Genomic DNA, 18,827 nt, shown 5'->3' with positions numbered 1-18,827 from the left:
TTACGCAAAATCAAACAATGACAACTGGTTACTCTGCGGCAGATCTCCAAACATCCCCAAATCCGCCATCAGATCCACCACTGTCTTACTCACCTTCGTCCTCTGGCGGAAATCATCCAACGACAGATACGGTCCATCCTGTGATGCTATCTCTACCGCCTCGGCAGCCTTCTCTCCCATTCCTTCAATACTTGCAAAGGATGGCATCAGCTTCCCGTCGATAATCTGAAACTGCTTTGCTTTGGCTTTGTACAAGTCAATAGGCATAAACTCCAGTCCTCTTGCATACATTTCCTGCACAAGGCGCATATCCTTCAGCGTATCCTGTTCCTTATTCGTCAATGAATCAGCACGCCGCTTATAATCCTTCATATAAAAATTCAGTTTTTCCTTCCCCTGACACATCAGCTCATAGGAAAAGGCATCCGCACGGATACTGAAATATGCTCCATAATAAGCCAGCGGATAATTGATCTTACAGTATGCGATCCGGTATGCCATCATAACATATGCCGCTGCATGTGCTTTCGGGAACATGTAGCTGATCTTCTTACAAGATTCAATGTACCACTCTGGTACGTCTTTCTCCCGCATTGCCGTTTCCCACTCTGGTTTCAAACCTTTTCCCTTACGGACACTTTCCATGATTGTAAAGGACAACGCGCTTTCCACTCCCTGATTGATCAGGTAAATCATAATATCGTCACGGGTACAGATTGCCGTAGAAATGGTTGCCTTCCCCGCTTTGATCAGTTCTTGTGCATTTCCCAGCCACACATTTGTTCCATGGGATAGCCCGGAAATACGGATCAGATCAGACAGAGACTGCGGATTCGCATCCTGTACCATCTGGATAACAAAATCCGTACCAAACTCTGGAATCCCCAGACTTCCCAGCGGGCAGCCGCTGATATCTTCCGGCTTAATTCCCAATGCACTCGTATCGTGGAACAAAGATATTACACTTCGGTCATCCAGCGGAATATTTGTAGCAACAAATGGATTTTCCTCATTAAATTCATTTTCCAGCGCATCGGATGTAATATATTCTTCCAGCATACGGATCATAGTCGGATCATCGTGTCCCAGAATGTCCAGTTTCAACAGATTATGATCTATAGAATGATAGTCAAAATGCGTCGTTGTAATGTCCGTTGTCATATCATTTGCGGGATGCTGTACCGGAGTAAATTCATTGATATTATGACCGTGGGGCAATACAACGATCCCTCCGGGATGCTGCCCCGTACTTCGTTTGATTCCGGTACATCCCATGCTGACACGCTCAATTTCACAGCGGCGCTTCCGCATGCCCCTCTCTTCATAATAATTTTTCACATAACCATAAGCTGTTTTATCCGCCAGTGTTCCAATTGTTCCTGCCTTGAAGGTATGTCCTTCTCCAAACAGTACCTCTGTATATTTATGCGCTTTCGCCTGATAATCTCCCGAAAAGTTTAAGTCAATATCCGGTTCTTTATCTCCTTTAAATCCTAAAAATGTCTCGAAAGGAATATCAAATCCTTCTTTTACCAAAGGTTCACCGCACACCGGACAATTTTTATCCGGCATATCGAAACCGCAGCAGCCTGCATATGTACGCACTTCCTCGGAATCAAAATCGTTATAATGACAATTCCGGCAATAATAATGAGGACTCAGTGGATTTACTTCAGTAATTCCCGCCATGGTCGCTACAAAGGAAGAACCGACTGAACCACGCGAGCCGACTAAGTATCCATCCTCATTGGACTTCCACACTAATCTCTGGGCAATGATATACATCACCGCATATCCATTGGAAATAATAGAGGTCAGCTCCCGCTCCAGCCGCGCCTGCACTGGTTCCGGCAGATTTTCTCCGTAAATCTCATGGGCACGGTTATAACAGATATCCCGAAGCTGCTGATCCGAATTTTCAATGATCGGTGGACATTTGTTCGGATTGACCGGAGAGATCTTCTCGATCATGTCTGCTATCTTATTGGGATTCTCAATGACGATCTCCTGCGCCTTCGCAGACCCCAGATATTCAAACTCCGCCAGCATTTCTTCTGTCGTGCGCAAATACAGCGGCGCCTGATTATCCGCATCACTGAACCCTTTACCTGCCATAATGATTCTTCGGTACACCTCGTCTCCCGGATCCAGAAAATGGACATCGCAGGTGGCAACAACAGGCTTTTTAAATTTTTCTCCCAGACCAATAATCTGCCTGTTAATATTCATCAAATCTTCTTCCGTATTAATATCAGAAAATTTATCGCTTTCCAACATAAACTGGTTATTTCCCAAAGGCTGAATCTCATAATAATCGTAAAAATCCGCCAGTTTGGCAATTGCCTCCGGTGACTTGTGATTCAAAACCGCCTGATACAGCTCTCCTGCCTCACATGCGCTTCCGATGATCAGTCCCTCCCGGTGTTTATTTAGCAGACTCTTCGGAATCCTTGGTCTTCTCGCAAAATAAACCAGATTGGATTCCGAAACAAGCTGGTACAGATTATATCGTCCGATATTGTTTTTTGCCAAAATAATAATGTGGTATGTAGGCAGCTTGCGGATCGCATTCGGATTCATATCACCAAACTGATTCATTTCCTTTAAGGTCGTAATATTCTGGTCTTTCAGCATTTCCACAAATTTAACAAAAATCTCTGCGGTTGCTCCCGCATCATCCACTGCACGGTGATGATTCTCCAGAGAAATTCCCAAAGCCTTTGCCACTACGTTCAGCTTATATTTAGACAACGTAGGAAGCAGCACTCTTGCAAGCGCTACCGTATCCACATAGACAAACTCTGCATCAAGATCCTGATACCGGCAATTCTGCTGAATGAATCCCATGTCAAATCCCGCATTGTGGGCAACCATCACCGCATTTCCTGCAAATTCCAAAAATTGCGGCAGAATCGTCTCGATCGTTGGATAATCCATGACCATCTGATCTGTGATTCCGGTCAACTGCGTGATCTCAAATGGGATCGGACGTTCCGGGTTCACAAAGGTACTGTAAGAATCCACAATCTCTCCATTCACTACCTTCACTGCGCCAATTTCGATAATCTTATCCTTGATAGAACTGAACCCTGTTGTCTCCAAGTCAAACACGATATATGTATCATCCAGATGCTCTGCTCCCGCACCGACTGCAATTTCCGTCAAGTCATCTACTACATAACCCTCTACGCCGTAAATAATTTTAAAAGGATCCGTCTTGTCCAAACGCTCGATGTAATGATTCGCATCTGGAAATGCCTGCGTGATACCATGATCAGTAATAGCAATTGCAGGCATTCCCCAGTCATGTGCCCGGCGTACAATATCCTGTACCTCGGATACACCGTCCATATCACTCATCTTTGTATGACAGTGCAGTTCCACACGTTTTAACGGACTCAAATCCTCTCTCTTCTCAGTAAAGTCTCCAATTTTCTTGATGCCGGTAACAGAGCCGATCGTCAGTTCTCCATCATATTTATCAATGGTCGTAACACCCTTTATTTTTACATAGGCTCCCTTTTTTAAATCTCCCAGAAGCTCCGCAAGCTGGTCGTTTCTTGCAAACATTTTCACCATGATCGTATCGGTAAAATCACTAACTGCAAACATGATGATACTCTTCTCGTTACGGATTTCTCTTGTTTCAAAACTGATGATCTTACCATGAGCAGTAATCTCTCCCATCTCTGTAACAACCTGATCGAGACAGATTGGCTCATCATCAAAATTTCTTCCATATATCAGATTTGGATCGTCTCCCTGTTTTAACGGACGGACAAACTCTTTCTTAAACTCCTTTTTTAATCCTTTCTTGCCGCCCATAGCCGGAGTCTTCTCTTTCGTACTTTCTTTTTTCACCGAACTATCCATACCACGCGCAGGTTCTTTCTCCGTGTTTCCTGCCGCTGCCTCTTCCACATGTACCTCAGCTTCTTCATGAGCCTTTTTATTCCGTGCAAAAATAGCGTCAATCTCTCTCTGTACTCTCTGTTCATCGTATTCTCTTGTCTTACTTTCTTCCTTTTGCTTGTAAATAACGCGGATATCCGTCTGGATTCCAAAACGGTTCTGGTATATATCCTCCAAAAGATTTACAATCTGTTCTTTTCGTCCTGAAGAAACAATCGTGTCTGTCAGCTCCAGACACATCACCGGTCCGTCAAAGGTAATCTCTGCCTGCTGAAACATATTTGCCGCAAGCACACTGATCTTCTTTAATTCCAAAACAATACTGTTTTTATATTCTGCCATCAAAGCTGCTGGCGTGTATTGCTCAGACAGGGCATACCGCTCTATAATACGGATTTTAATATTTGCCGTGCCAAACAACTGCTCTTTCACCTTAAGCTCCATCGCCCACACATGTCTTTTTTGAATTACATGCCTGCTGAAAATATGTATGTGAAGAAAATCTCTTTCTGGATTTGTGGTTACTTTCCTTACTCCCACATCCCCGAACAGCATCTGCATATCCTCATCCACTCTCAGCGTGGGAAAAACATCATAAAATGCTTTCAGTGTTCCTACTTGTTCCAATTTATCAACTCCTGACGAAGTGTCTCTAACAACTCTTCTTCCTTTACTTTTCTTACGATTTCACCCTTTTTAATCAATAATCCTTCTCCGATTCCTCCGGCGATTCCTATATCTGCTTCTCTGGCTTCTCCCGGGCCATTTACAACACATCCCATAACAGCCACTTTGATATCCAGCGGAAATTCCTGTACCATCTGCTCTACCTGGTTGGCAAGCTCGATCAAATTGATTCTCGTTCTGCCGCAAGTCGGACAGGATACCACCTCAATCCCTCCTGTTCTCAGTCCCAGTGTTTTCAAAATCAACTTTGCACTTCGGATTTCCTCCACTGGATCTCCTGTTAGTGATACACGGATTGTATTACCGATTCCTTTATGAAGCATAATCCCCAATCCGACAGATGATTTGATATTTCCAGAATATACCGTTCCAGATTCTGTAATTCCCACATGAAGCGGATACGGACACTGCGGCGCTAACAGTTCATGAGCTTTAATACACATCATAACATCTGAAGATTTGATGCTGACCACCAGCTTATCATAACCAAGCTCTTCAATCATTCTCACCTTATCCAATGCACTTTCCACAATACCTTCTGCAGTCACGCCGCCATACTTCTCTAAGAGCGGCTTCTCCAAAGACCCACTGTTTACTCCTACCCGGATTGGCACGTTGTACTCTCTTGCTTTATCAACTACCGCCTTTACCCGCTCCTTAGAGCCAATGTTTCCCGGATTGATGCGGATTTTATCTGCGCCATTTTCAATAGCTGCAATTGCCATCTTATAATCAAAATGAATATCCGCTACCAGTGGAATATGAATCCGCTTCTTTATCTCCTTCAATGCTTCTGCTGCTTCTATGGTAGGAACAGTACACCGTACGATCTCACAGCCTGCCGCCTCAAGACGAAGAATCTGTTCCACAGTAGCCTCCACATCCTCTGTCTTTGTGTTGGTCATAGACTGAATCGCTACCGGGTGCTTCCCGCCGATTACAACATTCCCAATACGCACTTCCTTCGTTTCATTTCTGAACATACTAATCCCTCACTTTCTTCTTATTATTTATCCTATATCGATTCTGATACTGCTGTGTTATTTCTTTTATTCATATTTTGTAAAAAGAAACAGGGAAAACCTTCCCTGTCTCATTTTACTTCTTCATAAATACCATCTGCTCGCCATATTCCCGCTCTGTCAGCGTCATCTGACGCCGCTCGATATTATAATCATAACTTCCTTCCAAAGATGAGATTACAGAATCAGCTTGTTCGTCAGCTACAACTCCTCCCGATTTTTCAACCGCAGCTTTGACTGCCGCTTCGTCCTTATGCAATGTAAATATCTTTGCATCCTTATTGACATCATACTGCATCTCTATACTCAAATCTGACCCTTCAAATTCATCCGGCCACTGAATTACTGCCGTTCCATTATTTTTTACCTGAATTATCAGATTACTGTCCTCGTATGCCCATTTTCCTTCCATCGGGTTATCAGTAAACAACTTGATAAAGAAAAATGCTGCAATTACAATAATCAGAACTGAAGACACTGATATCGTTGTTCTCCACAGTATACTTCTTTTATGTTCATCGTTTTTTGCCAACATAAATCTATTCCTTTCTAACCGCCTCATACTATTACTGCTCACAGCAACGTACAAAAATTCATGCAAAAACCTTACACTACCTTTATTATAAGAACTTTCTGAAACAGTGTCAATGGATTTTAATCTCTGTAAACAGTAACGCTTAAAAAGTTACTGTTTACACGGCACCTTGCACTGTGCTGCAAGGTGTCCGCCAATGAAGTGATGACAGCAATATATCCAGCCCCTCGCCGAAGGCGATTTAAAATGGGCTGGATACTGTTACTGGAGCACCCATAGGGTGTGAACAGTAACGCTTAAAAAATTGCTCCCAGTACTCCGTAAGACAGCACATTCATCAAAAATGCCGCCAGGAACACACCGATGATAACCGCCGGGAAAGATTTGCGGAAACGGATTCCCAGCAGCGCCGCAATTAGTGAACCTGTCCATGCGCCTGTTCCCGGAAGCGGAATCCCTACAAAAAGTACCAGTCCCCAAAACTCGTACTTTTCAATATTAGCGCTTTTACTGTATGCTTTCTTCTCCAGTTTTTCGACAATCGGTCTTAATTTTTTCGTCCCCTTCATCCAGTCAAAAATCTTTGTGATCAGCAACAGGATAAATGGAATTGGGAGCAGGTTTCCGATAATACAGATAACCGTTGCCTGAAGCTGCGGCAGATTAAACCATGCCGGTCCGGCTGCCAAAAGTCCGCCTCGAAGCTCCAGGATCGGAAACATTGAAATGATAAACACGATCATCTCAGGTCCAACTTTACCTCCCAGATTTTCCGCAAAAAATGAAATTAATGCTTCACTCATAAATTTTAGTTTCTCCTTGTTTCATTTTAAATATGTAATCATTAGCTGCAAATCTTTTCCAACACTGTAAACAGTTTTTCCATCTCTTCCCTTGTTCCTACCGTAATCCGAAGATACTGTGAAATACGCTCGCTGTTCCAGTGTCTCACATATATCTGTTCTTTCTTCAAGGCTTCAAACAATTCCCCTGCATCATATTTCGGATGCTTTGCAAAAATAAAGTTTGCTTTTGCATCAGGAAATTCAAATCCAAGCTGTGCAAGCTTTTGCTTCGCCCACTCTCTTGTCTCGATAATATGCGATGTTGTTTCCTCAAAATATGCCCTGTCTTTCACTGCAGCCACACCGCATACCAAGGAAAGCTGATTGATCGTATAAGAGTTAAAGGAATACTTCACATCATTTAAATACCGGATCAACGCCGGGTTACTGATTGCATAACCAATACGCATGCCCGCCATAGAACGGGATTTGGAAAAGGTCTGCACCACGATCAGATTGTCATATCTATCTATCAATTCTACAGCAGATTTTCCCGCAAAATCGATGTATGCCTCATCTACAATGACAATGACGTCACGGTTATGCGCCAGAATTTCTTCTACAAAAGACACGTCTTCATAGATTGCCGTCGGCGCATTTGGATTCGGGAAGATAATTCCTCCGTTTTCCCGATCATAATCCTCCTTTACAATCCGAAAATCAGAATCCAGCTTGGGACATTCATAAGGAATCCGGTATAACTCTGCCCACACTTTATAGAAGGAATAGGTAATATCCGGAAACAAAATTTGTTTATCCGAATTAAAAAAAGTCAGAAAACACATTGCCAGTACATCATCGGAACCTACACCTACGAAAATCTGATCCTTTCCTACCTGATGCGCTTCTGCCAACACACTTACCAATGTTTCTGCCGCCGGATCCGGATAAAGACGCAGTTTATCTGTATCCACTTCTTTCATCGCCTGTTTTACACCAGGTGCGGGAGGATACGGATTCTCATTTGTATTTAACTTGATCACTTTTGTCTGCGGCTGTTCTCCCGGCACATAGGGTTCCACAGTACGGATATATTTCATAAGTTTCTGATTCAATTCCATCTCTGTCATTTCCTCTCTTTCGATAACTGCGTCATATGACTCTCTATTGTGCATTTTATAAATCTAACACTTCTGCAGTTCCGGATATTCGCCTGCAAGTTCCGCAAACTTCGGAAGAGAGTTCACAACTGTATCATAGGATACACAGTATGCCAGTCTGACATATCCCGGACACGCAAATGAACTCCCCGGTACGATCAGCAGGTTATATTTCTTAGCTGCCGCACAGAATGCCTTCTCATCTGCAACCGGAGATTTCACAAAAAGATAAAATGCCCCTTCCGGCTTAATACACTCGAATCCCAATTTCTTCAATCCGTTATACAATGTCTCTCTGTTTCTATCATAATAAGAAATGTCTGTCTTTTCATTCAGACAGGCTTTCACGATCTTCTGCTGCAGCGTCGGCGCATTGACAAATCCGAGAATTCTTGTTGCAACATTTGCCGCATTGATCAGATTCTCACTGTCTGCCGCTTCGTCCGGAATCACCAGGTATCCGATACGCTCGCCCGGCAGGGACAGCGATTTGCTATAAGAATATCCAATGACTGTATTCGCATAATACTTAGTCAGATACGGAACCTCCGCGCCATCATACACCAATTCTCTGTATGGCTCGTCAGAAATCAGATAAATGTCTGTTCCAAATTCTTTCTGTTTTGCCTCCATGACCGCCGCCATTTTCCGAATCGTTTCCTCAGAATATACAACGCCTGTCGGGTTGTTCGGTGTGTTCACGATCACAGCCTTTGTCTTTGCAGTAATCTTCGCCTCAAACTCATCTAACTTGGGCTGAAAATCAACCGTATTCGGAGAAATCTCCACCAGAACACCGTCATAATTATTCGTATAGCTTCTGTATTCTCCAAAATAAGGAGCAAATGCGATCACTTCGTCTCCCGGATTCAGCAACGCCTTCAAAATCACATTCAGTCCGCCCGCAGCCCCCACCGTCATTGTAATATTTTCATAATGGAACTGTGTGCCGAAACGCTCATTTAGAGAATCCGCTACTGCCTGTCTTACATCCTGATATCCGGCGTTGCTGTTTGTATAACCATGGAGCACTACCGGATCTTCCTCCTCCAGCATATCCATAATTGCCTTCTTAACCGCCCCCGGAGCTGGAACATTTGGGTTGCCCAGACTAAAATCAAATACATTTTCCCGTCCGTAAATCTTTGCCAGACGATTCCCTTCTTCAAACATCGCACGAATCGCCGAACTATTTGCCACCATATTTTCCATTTTCTTTGAAATCATGTTCTCTTCCGCCTTTCTCATATGAATGCCTGTCCTGCGATTGCAGACCATACCGGCACTTATACTTTCTCTGTTACAGTCCCTTTTTCCACAAGAAATGCCGGACGATAGGACAACTTCGCCTTCCGAAGTCCCTCTGCTCCGGTATCTTCTTCCCGATTGACATACTCGTACTCCATACATTCATGCTGTACAAACTGCTGGTTGATCATCGGATAAGCGCCCTCTACATCAGCGAAAGCCTTTTCCACATGAACTACAAAGGTATCCTCACAGACTGCTTCACCGATACAAAATGCTACGATTTCTCCATTGACACGGATGCAGCCTCCAACCATTCCCAGTTCCTTATATAATCGCAGGGAATTGAGTGTAACACACATCTCCGCATTCTTCTGAGTATCTTCCTCACAACCATTTTGACTGCGCCATGCCAGCGCCATCTGAAAGCACTCTTCTACATTGTCATCTGAGAGACTCTCATAACTCCAGTTTTCATAAAGCGCTTTAAACTTGTTGATGTGGTTCCGTTTCCCATGCAGCTTCTTACCGGAAAGTGTAGCCAGCTTCTCTCGCTCGTACACATAATCCGCCTCATCCCGATCGTATTCTACCGTAAACCTTCCCGGATAAAATTCCTCCAACTGTGCAAAATTCTCCTCTGTCACATTGTAGAGCTTAAACGGATTTCCCTTTTCTCTGCTGTATTCCATCAGCCGGTCAAGGGCATTTTTCACAGCTGCAGGCTCTCCCGCCGGGTAAGCATATGCCAGCTCAAATTCATCATCCATAAATACCAGAGCGTTCTCTACAATTGCATATTTTACATGATAATGTCTGGACCAGAGGTATACATTTGCAAAAGTACGCTCACAGCTTCTGCTGGGAGCTTTTGCAAAATAAGTAGAAATAATCTCCTTATCCTCTAACTCCGGTCTTTTAAAAACTATATCTTCCATGAAATAAAACCTTCTCTTTTCTTTCCATTTTCAGAATCTATCGTAAGAATCCAGACACACAAAGAATGACCTGCTTCTCCGAATATACGTTATTGAGTATAACACACAGGCGGCAAATCTGACAACCTTTCAAAGAAAAAAGTCGAAACAGCCATATGGAAAACGCTTTTCCCATACGAACTGTTCCGACTTATCATATTAGTTTATAACAGAGATTTTCCTCCGCAGACATCTTACAAATGGTTACATTCCCTTATGGACGCAGTCCCATTCCGCCTTCCAGTGTGATCGTCTCACCTGTCATATACTTAAAGTCAGGCGATGCAAGCTGAACACAAACACGTCCGATCTCTAATTCCGAATCTCCGTAATGTCCCATAGGCGGCATGTGTACATTAGCCTTAAATGCATCTGGATAAGCTGCCTCAAAGTTCTCCAACTGTGCAGTCCATGCAAGCGGACAGATAATATTAACGTTGATTCCATCCTTGCCCCACTCATTGGCTGCAACTCTTGTCAGCCCGCGGACACCCTCTTTTGCTGCTGCATAAGAGCACTGTCCGAAGTTGCCGAACAATCCTGCGCCGGAAGCAAAGTTAATAACAGAGCCCTTAGATTCTTTCAAATATGGATAGCAGGCTTGCATATAGTAGAAAGTCGCATATAATCCAGAATACATTGCCAAATTGAACTGCTCTGTTGTATGATCTGCCAGTGTCACACCTGACGCAGAAGCCTGGGCGTTGTTGATCAGCACATCAATTCCTCCAAATGCATCCACTGCCTGTTTTACTACATTCTGAACAACCGCCTCGTTGTCTGCACCTGCACTGACATCAGCCTGTACCGGGAGTACCTTTACGCCATACAGACGTTCCAGTTCTTCCTTCGCATCCTCAAGCTTCTTCACGTTACGTCCCGTAATAACGATGTTAGCACCCTCTTTTGCATAAGCTGTTGCAATACCATAACCGATAGAACCACATCTACCGTCTTTGAGAACAGCACGTCCGCCTCCTGTAATGATAACTGTTTTGCCTGTTAAAAATCCCATAACTAAAAATCCTCCTTTGACATATATGTCTAAAATCAAAACCCTAAAATCAATTCTATCAGCAACTTGTACAAACGTCAACACAATTTCCGTCACTTTTCCTACTCTTCCTACTTAATAATAACTGTGTTTCTGTTCACACCCTACGGGTGCTCCAGTAACAGTATCAAGCCCATTTTAAGTCGCCTTCGGCGAGGGGCTTTATATATCGCTAACATCACTTCATTGACCGGACACCTTGCAGCGCAGTGCAAAATGCCGTGTGAACAGTAACATAGCTGTCGCTGCTGTTATAGAATCTGACGCTGACTCCTGCCTTACCGGAATTGCATTTCGTACAATCCAGCATAAATTCCCTGCTGCTTCAGCAGTTCCTGATGGGTTCCTTCCTCTGCAATTCCCGTCTCAGTCAACACAAGAATCCGCTGGGCATTGCGGATTGTAGACAGTCGATGGGCGATCACAAAGGTCGTCCTGTTCTTTGCCAGTTGTTCCATGGACTGCTGTACTACCTGTTCACTCTCGTTATCTAATGCAGAAGTTGCCTCATCAAAAATCAAAATGGGCGGATTCTTTAAAAATACTCTGGCAATAGAAAGACGCTGTTTTTGTCCTCCTGATAATTTTACTCCCCGCTGTCCAATATCGGTATCATATCCATCTGGGAAGCTCATAATAAACTCGTGGGCATTTGCATTTTTTGCCGCGCGCACGACTTCCTCATCAGTTGCATCTGGCTTGCCGTAACGAATATTATCCATAATACTTCCTGAAAATAAGTACACATCCTGCTGTACGATCCCAATCTGTCCACGCAGATCCTCTAACTTGATATCACGGATATCTGTGCCGTCCAGATACACAACTCCTTCCGTCACCTCGTAAAACCGCGGAATGAGACTGCACAGCGTAGTCTTTCCAACTCCTGACGGTCCTACCAATGCCACATAATCCCCGGCATCCACTTTCAAATTGATATGATTCAACACCGGCTGTTCATCATCCTCATAATGGAAAGACACATTCTTGAACTCTACAGCACCCTCTACATCTACCAACCCCTTTGCATCCGGTTTATCTGCAATATCCGGCGCAACAGCGAGAATCTCCAGAAAACGTTCAAAGCCCGTATAGCCGTTCTGGAACTGTTCTGTAAATGTAACCAGCTTCTTCACTGGCTCCGTAAAATTGTTGATATACAGTAAAAAGGTAATCAGATCCGTTACAAGTACTTTGCCCCCAAGCATCATTCCCACACCGGAAATCAGTACGACAACAGTGATCAATGTGCTCATTGCTCCAAGACCCGAATGATAAATTCCCATATATTTATAGCTGGTTTTCTTAGCAGCAACAAAATTGTCATTTCCGGTCTGGAACTTCTTCATTTCCACTTCTTCATTGGCAAAAGATTTCACCACACGGATCCCCGACAGACTGTCTTCAATCTGACTATTGATATCCGCAATCTTCTCCCTGTTCCGCTTAAATGCAGTTTTCATCTTTCCATTATAATAAAAAGCATATGCCCCCATTACAGGAATAAATGCAAAAGCAACCAATGCCAGCTTCACATTGACAGTAAGCAGAATCAAAAAAGAACCGATGATCTTAATAATCGAGATCACCAAATCTTCCGGCCCGTGATGCAAAAGTTCGCTGATATCAAATAAATCGCTTGTAATTCTGGACAGCAGATGCCCCACCTTCTGATTATCATAGAATGCAAAAGTCAGCTTCTGATAATGGCCGAAAATATCCCGGCGCATATCTGCTTCCATCTTCGCTCCCATAATATGACCAAAATAAGCGATATAGAAATTGCAGAACACTTCCAGCAATACCAGTCCAATCATCAGCGCTCCCAACGCTACAATACTTCTGCCCGCCTCATCTGCATCAAAATATACAACCTCATTTGTAATATAACGGACGATCAACGGTATGATCAGGGTAACTGCCGCTCCCAGAACAGCAAAAAGCAAATCGCTGTAAAATAGCTTTTTATACGGTCTGTAATAGGCAAATAATTTCTTCAGTTTCTCTCTCACTTCTCATAAACCTCTCATATTTAATAAATTCTTCTATCCTTTTTGCATTTTATCACTTCCAAAATCATTTGTAAATCTGATTCGGTTCCTGTCTTTGCTTTAGCTTTCTCTCTTCTAGCCATTGCCCTGTAAGACAATGACGTTTCATTACTTTGTGTGGCCGCACACGATTTGGAATACTAGAAATGTTTGGGTAAAAAATGATTTTAGGACAATTCTGCAACATTTGGATGGTATAATACTTTTAAAACAATGGAGAGGACATGAACACATGAAAAAAATCATTATTGTGGAAGATGATACTTTGTTAAATAAAACCCTTGCTTACAATCTTGTATCAGATGGATATGAGGTTGTTTCTGCATACTCGTATTCTATGGCAGTTAGTTTATTAAAGGAAGACTATCATCTTGCTTTGTTAGACATCAACCTGCCTGATGGAAACGGACTTGACTTTTGCAGCAAATTAAAAGAAAAATATCCGGAATGTTACATTATCTTTTTAACCGCCAATGATAAAGAGAGCGATATGCTAAAAGGATATGAAGTCGGTGGAGCTGATTATATAACAAAGCCCTTTTCTGTAGCGGTACTTTGTAAGAAGATAGCCGCTGTATTTGAAACCATAGAACAGCATCGTCCATGCCATGACTTATACGAGGACGGTTTTCTTAAAATTGACTTTTCCGAACAGTGTGCGACACTGGCTGGCACCCCCATAGATTTCACACCGAAGGAATACCGTGCCCTATTTATTTTTACTAAGAATGATAGGTTGATTTTGACGAAAAGGCAGCTTTTGGAAAGACTGTGGGATGTTGACGGCGACTTTGTGGATGAGCACACTCTGACAACAATAATTAGCCGAATCCGTAAAAAAATTGAAGTGGATGGACGCAAATATATTAAAACAACTTACGGTATAGGCTATCAATGGGTTGGTGGTGAAAAGAAATGAAATCAAAAAAGATATCAATCCGAACATTTTTTTGGTTAGTGATAATAGGGCTAATCTCTACTTCAGCATTTTTGCTGTTGATTTTTTATTTATTCACTGGCAACGGCACTCTTGTATTATACGGTTTATTTCTGACAGTTGTTTTTCTGGGATGGGGAATGCTTTTCTTGAAATTCTTTCAAAATAAACTTTCTGAATTTACGGATAACTTATGTCTAACTCTCGATAATATGATAGGCGGAAATGAAAGACCCATTACGGATATGGAAGCAGAAACTGTATTTGCCCGTATTTCATACAGACTGGAACGGCTCTATGATATTATGCAGCAAAGTCGATTAAGAGTAGAAGAAGAAAAAGCAGAAATTCAAGCCCTTGTGTCGGATATTTCTCATCAGACAAAAACACCAATTGCAAATCTCAAAATGATAAACGACACCTTGCTGACGAGAGAAATGTCCAAAGAGAAACAGGCAGATTTTCTACAAGCTATGGGAAGTCAGCTTGATAAATTAGATTTTCTCATACAAGCCATGGTAAAAACTTCTCGACTTGAAACAGGTGTCATTACATTAGGAAAAAAAACAGTTTCTTTCACAGACACTCTTACCGCTGCATTAAATAGTGTTCTTGCACCCCTTGAAAAAAAGCGGATTACTTTATCCGTAGATTGCCCTGATAATCTGACTTTTCCTCATGACAGCCGGTGGACAGCAGAAGCCCTTTATAATATTTTGGATAATGCGGTAAAGTATACCTCTGCGTATGACAGTATCCATGTGGATGTACAGGAATGGGAAATGTATATTAAGATTGATGTTTCAGACACAGGCAGGGGGATTCCAGAAAAGGAGCAGGCATCGATTTTCAGACGTTTTTACCGTGAAGAAGCAGTACATGCCATAGATGGAATAGGCATTGGTCTTTACCTTGCCCGTGAGATTATTACTATGCAAGGCGGCTTCATTAAGGTTGACTCTATCGTTGGAAATGGTTCTACTTTTTCTGTTTTTTTACCAAAAAAGTGAAACATCCTAAAACTGAAACAATTCGAGAAGGAGTTTCGTAGAATTTAGGACATTTCTGTAACATTTGAATCTTATGATATGCTTATCAAATAGCGGCGGCAGCCGCATGAAAGAAAGGCGGTATTCGTATGAGTATCTTACAGACGACAGATTTGAAGAAGTATTATGGTATTGAACCAAACGTCACCTATGCACTTGACGGTGTGACCATTGCAGTAGAGCAGGGAGAATTTGTAGCGGTAGTCGGCACTTCTGGTAGTGGGAAATCTACCCTGTTACACATGATGGGGGGTCTTGATGTTCCAACATCTGGTTCTGTCCGTGTCAGGAACAAGGAACTGGCAGAAATGAATGATGAGCAGCTTACAATCTTCCGCCGTCGCAACATTGGTTTTATCTTTCAAAATTATAACCTTGTTCCTATTCTGAATGTATATGAGAACATTGTTCTTCCAGTGGAATTGGACGGCGATATGGTAGACCAGAAATTCATGGATGAGGTTGTTTCCATGCTGGGATTGGAAGACAAACTTTATAATATGCCAAATAATCTCTCGGGCGGTCAACAGCAGAGAGCAGCCATTGCCCGCGCTCTTGTCACAAAGCCTGCTATCGTATTAGCGGATGAGCCGACTGGAAATCTTGACAGCCGTACCAGTGCTGATGTATTAGGATTACTGAAACGCACAAATACTGAGTTTAATCAAACCATTGTAATGATTACACACAATCAGGAAATAGCACAGCTTACAGACCGAATCATACGAATTGAAGATGGAAAAATTAAGGCATAGGAGGTGGAAAGATGACTTTGCCATTTGAAAATGACACCAGCCGTGTTATAAATAAAATTGTTTCTGCACAATTAAAGAATGATAAATTAAAAAAAGCGCTTACCATTATCGCTATTGCATTGTCAACGTTTCTTATGACGGCAGTATTGATGATTGTTTCAGAGATTATTAACGTAAATCAAAATGGCGGTAATAGTATTACGGGATCCTACCATGCTCTTATCTCTGGCGTGACAAAGGAACAGCATAATAAGATATCCACAGATTCACGCATAGACTTGTCAGGGGTGTCCGCCGCTATAGGGAGTATTAAAGTTGGTGAAAATCGTTTGAATATTTCTTACTCAAATAAAGAAAGTCTTATTTTAAATGGGTTATCTGTTTCAGAGGGGGAAATGCCTAAAGCAGAAAATGAAATCATAATTGAAAAAGAATATCTGCTTAGTCAAAAAATAAATGCCGGGATTGGGGATACTATTTCATTGCTTATTTCTGACAGACAGAAAAAAGTAGATTTTGTCATATCTGGTTATTTAGAAACGGCGGCAAAGGGACTAGAAAGAACTTTATATGCCGCCATCGTTTCGGAAAAGTATTTTGCAGCAATAAATGGATGGGAAAATTTTTCTCCTATAACTATGTTTCGGATAAAGAAAGATGTATTGCAGCGTCATGCGGATATTGAGGGGATTGTAACTCAAATAGCTTCAGACACAGGAATAGAACAGTCGCCATCTGTGAATGAAGCGTATATTAAACTCAGTCAGCCATCCATTTTGATGACTGCTGCAGCAGTTTTCGGGCTTGCAATTATTATTATGGCAAGTATATTAGTTATTTATTGCATCTTTTATATTTCGATTGTCAGCTCAATTAAAAAATACGGTCAATTACGCACGATTGGTATGACAGCGAAACAGATAAGACGACTTGTGTTAAAAGAAGGGGCTTCCCTTACACTGGCTGCAATTCCAATTGGATTAATAACAGGTATTCTTTTATCTTATATTTTAGTTCCGCAAGGATTCAGAATAAATAATCTGGTATGGGTCTGCCCGTTGGCTGCCGTTTTAGTTTATATCACAGTACGCTTATCCATTAAAAAACCTGCAAAAATAGCGTCAACTATTTCACCTATAGATGCTTCTCGCTACGAAGCGGATAACATCTACAAAAACATACGAAAAAAGCGCAGGCTGACCCCATATGCCCTGGCAAAGAACCAAATGCTGCGTTATAAAAAAAAGAATATTCTGACAATAGTTTCTCTTATATTGACAGGGGTTTTACTATTAGGACTGTCATCTGTCCTCTCATCTATAGATGCAAGGGAGATGTCTTTATCTGGGTTTACGAGGGGACAATTCGTTATAGGATTTACAAATCAAGAATTACGGGAAAATGCATTGGAGAATCTTCAAAAAGAAAGCCCGTTTACAGAAGAAACATATCATGTGTTAGCCCATATTTCAGGCATAAAAGAAATTGCAGATGATAAGCATCTGCCTGTGTCCATCGATTTGCAGGCAGCGGAATCGGATGCAGAAATTGTGGGATTTGCATCAGAAGATATGGAGTTAATGCAAAGTTGTGTTTTAAAAGGAGAAATTCCTGATTATCAAGAATTAGCATCCCAAAATGAGCTTATTATCGGCAGACCAAATGATTTTGAGAAAACTTTCGGCGTGCAGCCAGAAGTTGGCGCGTCTGTCACATTAAAAATATTTGATGGAAATCATAGCCGGAATATGCAATTTAAAATAGCGGCAATTCTTGACCAAAGCAAAATAGGAAATTACGGTGACAAGATTGATATGCTATTACTGCCCGTTGATTCTATGAAAAAGTTTTCAGACAGCAATTTAACTTATCAATATGTAATATGTGTTGAAAATGATTTTGAAAAACAGGCGGAAAAGGAAATAGAACAGATTTTAGAAGAAAATCCACATTTAGATGTTATTACCCTCTCGTCTGCTATCGCCCAAAACGAAAATTTTCTGCAGGGGACAAAATTTGCTCTTGCAGCTGCAATCATATTCATAGGTTGTTTTTCAGTAATGAATTTACTGAATACTATTTTGACCGGTATCATAACAAGACGTAAAGAATTTGCCCTTATGCACTCTATAGGAATGTCTAAAAAGCAGATTTCCTCAATGATACATTATGAAGGATTGATTTTGGTATTCACCGGGCTTGTTTTATCGCTTGTTGTTGGAGGAGGTATCGGATACGCTCTTTGTATTTTTTTGAAGAATAGTTTGATGAGTTATTTGAATTATCAATTTCCATTTGGAATTGCCATTCTTTATTGTATAACTGTCATTTTGTGCAGCAGCACTATTACGGAAACAGCATTGAAGTACCAAAATAAATTATCAGTGATAGAATTATTGAGATGATATTTTCTTATTAAGAAAGACAAGATATAGAGATTAAGAGGCAGTCGGAAAATAGACTCCACATACAATATACGGTTATGAGTCTGAATAAACTCCAGTATATATTGTAGTGAATCTGCCTTTTCCCGACAGGACAGCCCCTTTTTTTGAATATGTATTTGACGATTTTAGAGATATTTATGAATTGCTGCAAAACTGAAGCAATTTCACCTGTTTTTAGGTTATCCTTTGAGCGATTAGGATGTTTCTA

General features: G+C 41.7%; 13 protein-coding genes. 4 read left to right on the top strand and 9 right to left on the bottom strand.

The annotated features are described in order from the left end of the window. The 9 genes from NFS18_RS06255 to NFS18_RS06215 all read right to left on the bottom strand — a co-directional run bounded on the left by NFS18_RS06255 (position 1) and on the right by NFS18_RS06215 (position 13,392). Complete coding sequence (locus tag NFS18_RS06255; RefSeq protein WP_408631551.1) at positions 1-4,473, bottom strand: PolC-type DNA polymerase III; 4,473 nt, start codon at positions 4,471-4,473, stop codon at positions 1-3. Between the two features lie 53 nt (positions 4,474-4,526). Then, positions 4,527-5,582: a flavodoxin-dependent (E)-4-hydroxy-3-methylbut-2-enyl-diphosphate synthase gene (gene ispG / locus NFS18_RS06250; RefSeq protein WP_251389083.1), complete on the bottom strand. Its 1,056-nt coding sequence runs from the start codon at positions 5,580-5,582 to the stop codon at positions 4,527-4,529. 115 nt (positions 5,583-5,697) lie between these two features. Beyond that, entirely contained in the window at positions 5,698-6,156 is a 459-nt protein-coding gene (locus tag NFS18_RS06245) for a hypothetical protein (protein ID WP_251389081.1), read from the bottom strand. A gap of 296 nt (positions 6,157-6,452) precedes the next feature. Further along, positions 6,453-6,959, bottom strand: a complete 507-nt coding sequence (locus tag NFS18_RS06240; RefSeq protein WP_251389079.1) for a COG2426 family protein — start codon at positions 6,957-6,959, stop codon at positions 6,453-6,455. A gap of 41 nt (positions 6,960-7,000) precedes the next feature. Continuing rightward, positions 7,001-8,062, bottom strand: coding sequence for a histidinol-phosphate transaminase (gene hisC / locus NFS18_RS06235; protein WP_251389077.1), 1,062 nt, complete (start codon positions 8,060-8,062; stop codon positions 7,001-7,003). Positions 8,063-8,125: 63 nt separating this feature from the next. Then, positions 8,126-9,328: a pyridoxal phosphate-dependent aminotransferase gene (locus tag NFS18_RS06230; RefSeq protein WP_251389075.1), complete on the bottom strand. Its 1,203-nt coding sequence runs from the start codon at positions 9,326-9,328 to the stop codon at positions 8,126-8,128. A 59-nt stretch (positions 9,329-9,387) separates the two neighbouring features. Next, on the bottom strand, positions 9,388-10,287 hold the full coding sequence (locus tag NFS18_RS06225) for a DUF2156 domain-containing protein (RefSeq protein WP_251389073.1): 900 nt from the start codon (positions 10,285-10,287) through the stop codon (positions 9,388-9,390). 253 nt (positions 10,288-10,540) lie between these two features. Then, positions 10,541-11,341, bottom strand: coding sequence for an SDR family NAD(P)-dependent oxidoreductase (locus tag NFS18_RS06220; RefSeq protein WP_251389071.1), 801 nt, complete (start codon positions 11,339-11,341; stop codon positions 10,541-10,543). A gap of 317 nt (positions 11,342-11,658) precedes the next feature. Next, on the bottom strand, positions 11,659-13,392 hold the full coding sequence (locus NFS18_RS06215) for an ABC transporter ATP-binding protein (RefSeq protein WP_251389070.1): 1,734 nt from the start codon (positions 13,390-13,392) through the stop codon (positions 11,659-11,661). 271 nt (positions 13,393-13,663) lie between these two features. Between NFS18_RS06215 and NFS18_RS06210 the strand changes: the two genes are divergently transcribed. From NFS18_RS06210 to NFS18_RS06195, 4 genes are all read left to right on the top strand, one after another. Then, positions 13,664-14,350, top strand: a complete 687-nt coding sequence (locus tag NFS18_RS06210; protein ID WP_251389069.1) for a response regulator transcription factor — start codon at positions 13,664-13,666, stop codon at positions 14,348-14,350. After that, positions 14,347-15,378, top strand: coding sequence for a sensor histidine kinase (locus NFS18_RS06205; RefSeq protein WP_251389067.1), 1,032 nt, complete (start codon positions 14,347-14,349; stop codon positions 15,376-15,378). The genes NFS18_RS06210 and NFS18_RS06205 overlap by 4 nt, the downstream gene beginning before the upstream one ends. Before the next feature lie 128 nt (positions 15,379-15,506). Next, positions 15,507-16,172 (top strand): ABC transporter ATP-binding protein, encoded by a 666-nt coding sequence (locus NFS18_RS06200; RefSeq protein WP_251389065.1) that lies wholly within the window; start codon positions 15,507-15,509, stop codon positions 16,170-16,172. A gap of 11 nt (positions 16,173-16,183) precedes the next feature. After that, positions 16,184-18,577: an ABC transporter permease gene (locus tag NFS18_RS06195; protein WP_251389063.1), complete on the top strand. Its 2,394-nt coding sequence runs from the start codon at positions 16,184-16,186 to the stop codon at positions 18,575-18,577. Positions 18,578-18,827 lie beyond the last annotated feature (250 nt).

Source organism: Mediterraneibacter agrestimuris (genome assembly GCF_943193195.1).
GTDB classification, from domain to species: Bacteria; Bacillota; Clostridia; order Lachnospirales; family Lachnospiraceae; genus Schaedlerella; species Schaedlerella agrestimuris.
The sequence above is the reverse complement of the archived record's forward strand: the minus strand, read 5'-3'. Positions and strand labels throughout refer to the sequence as shown.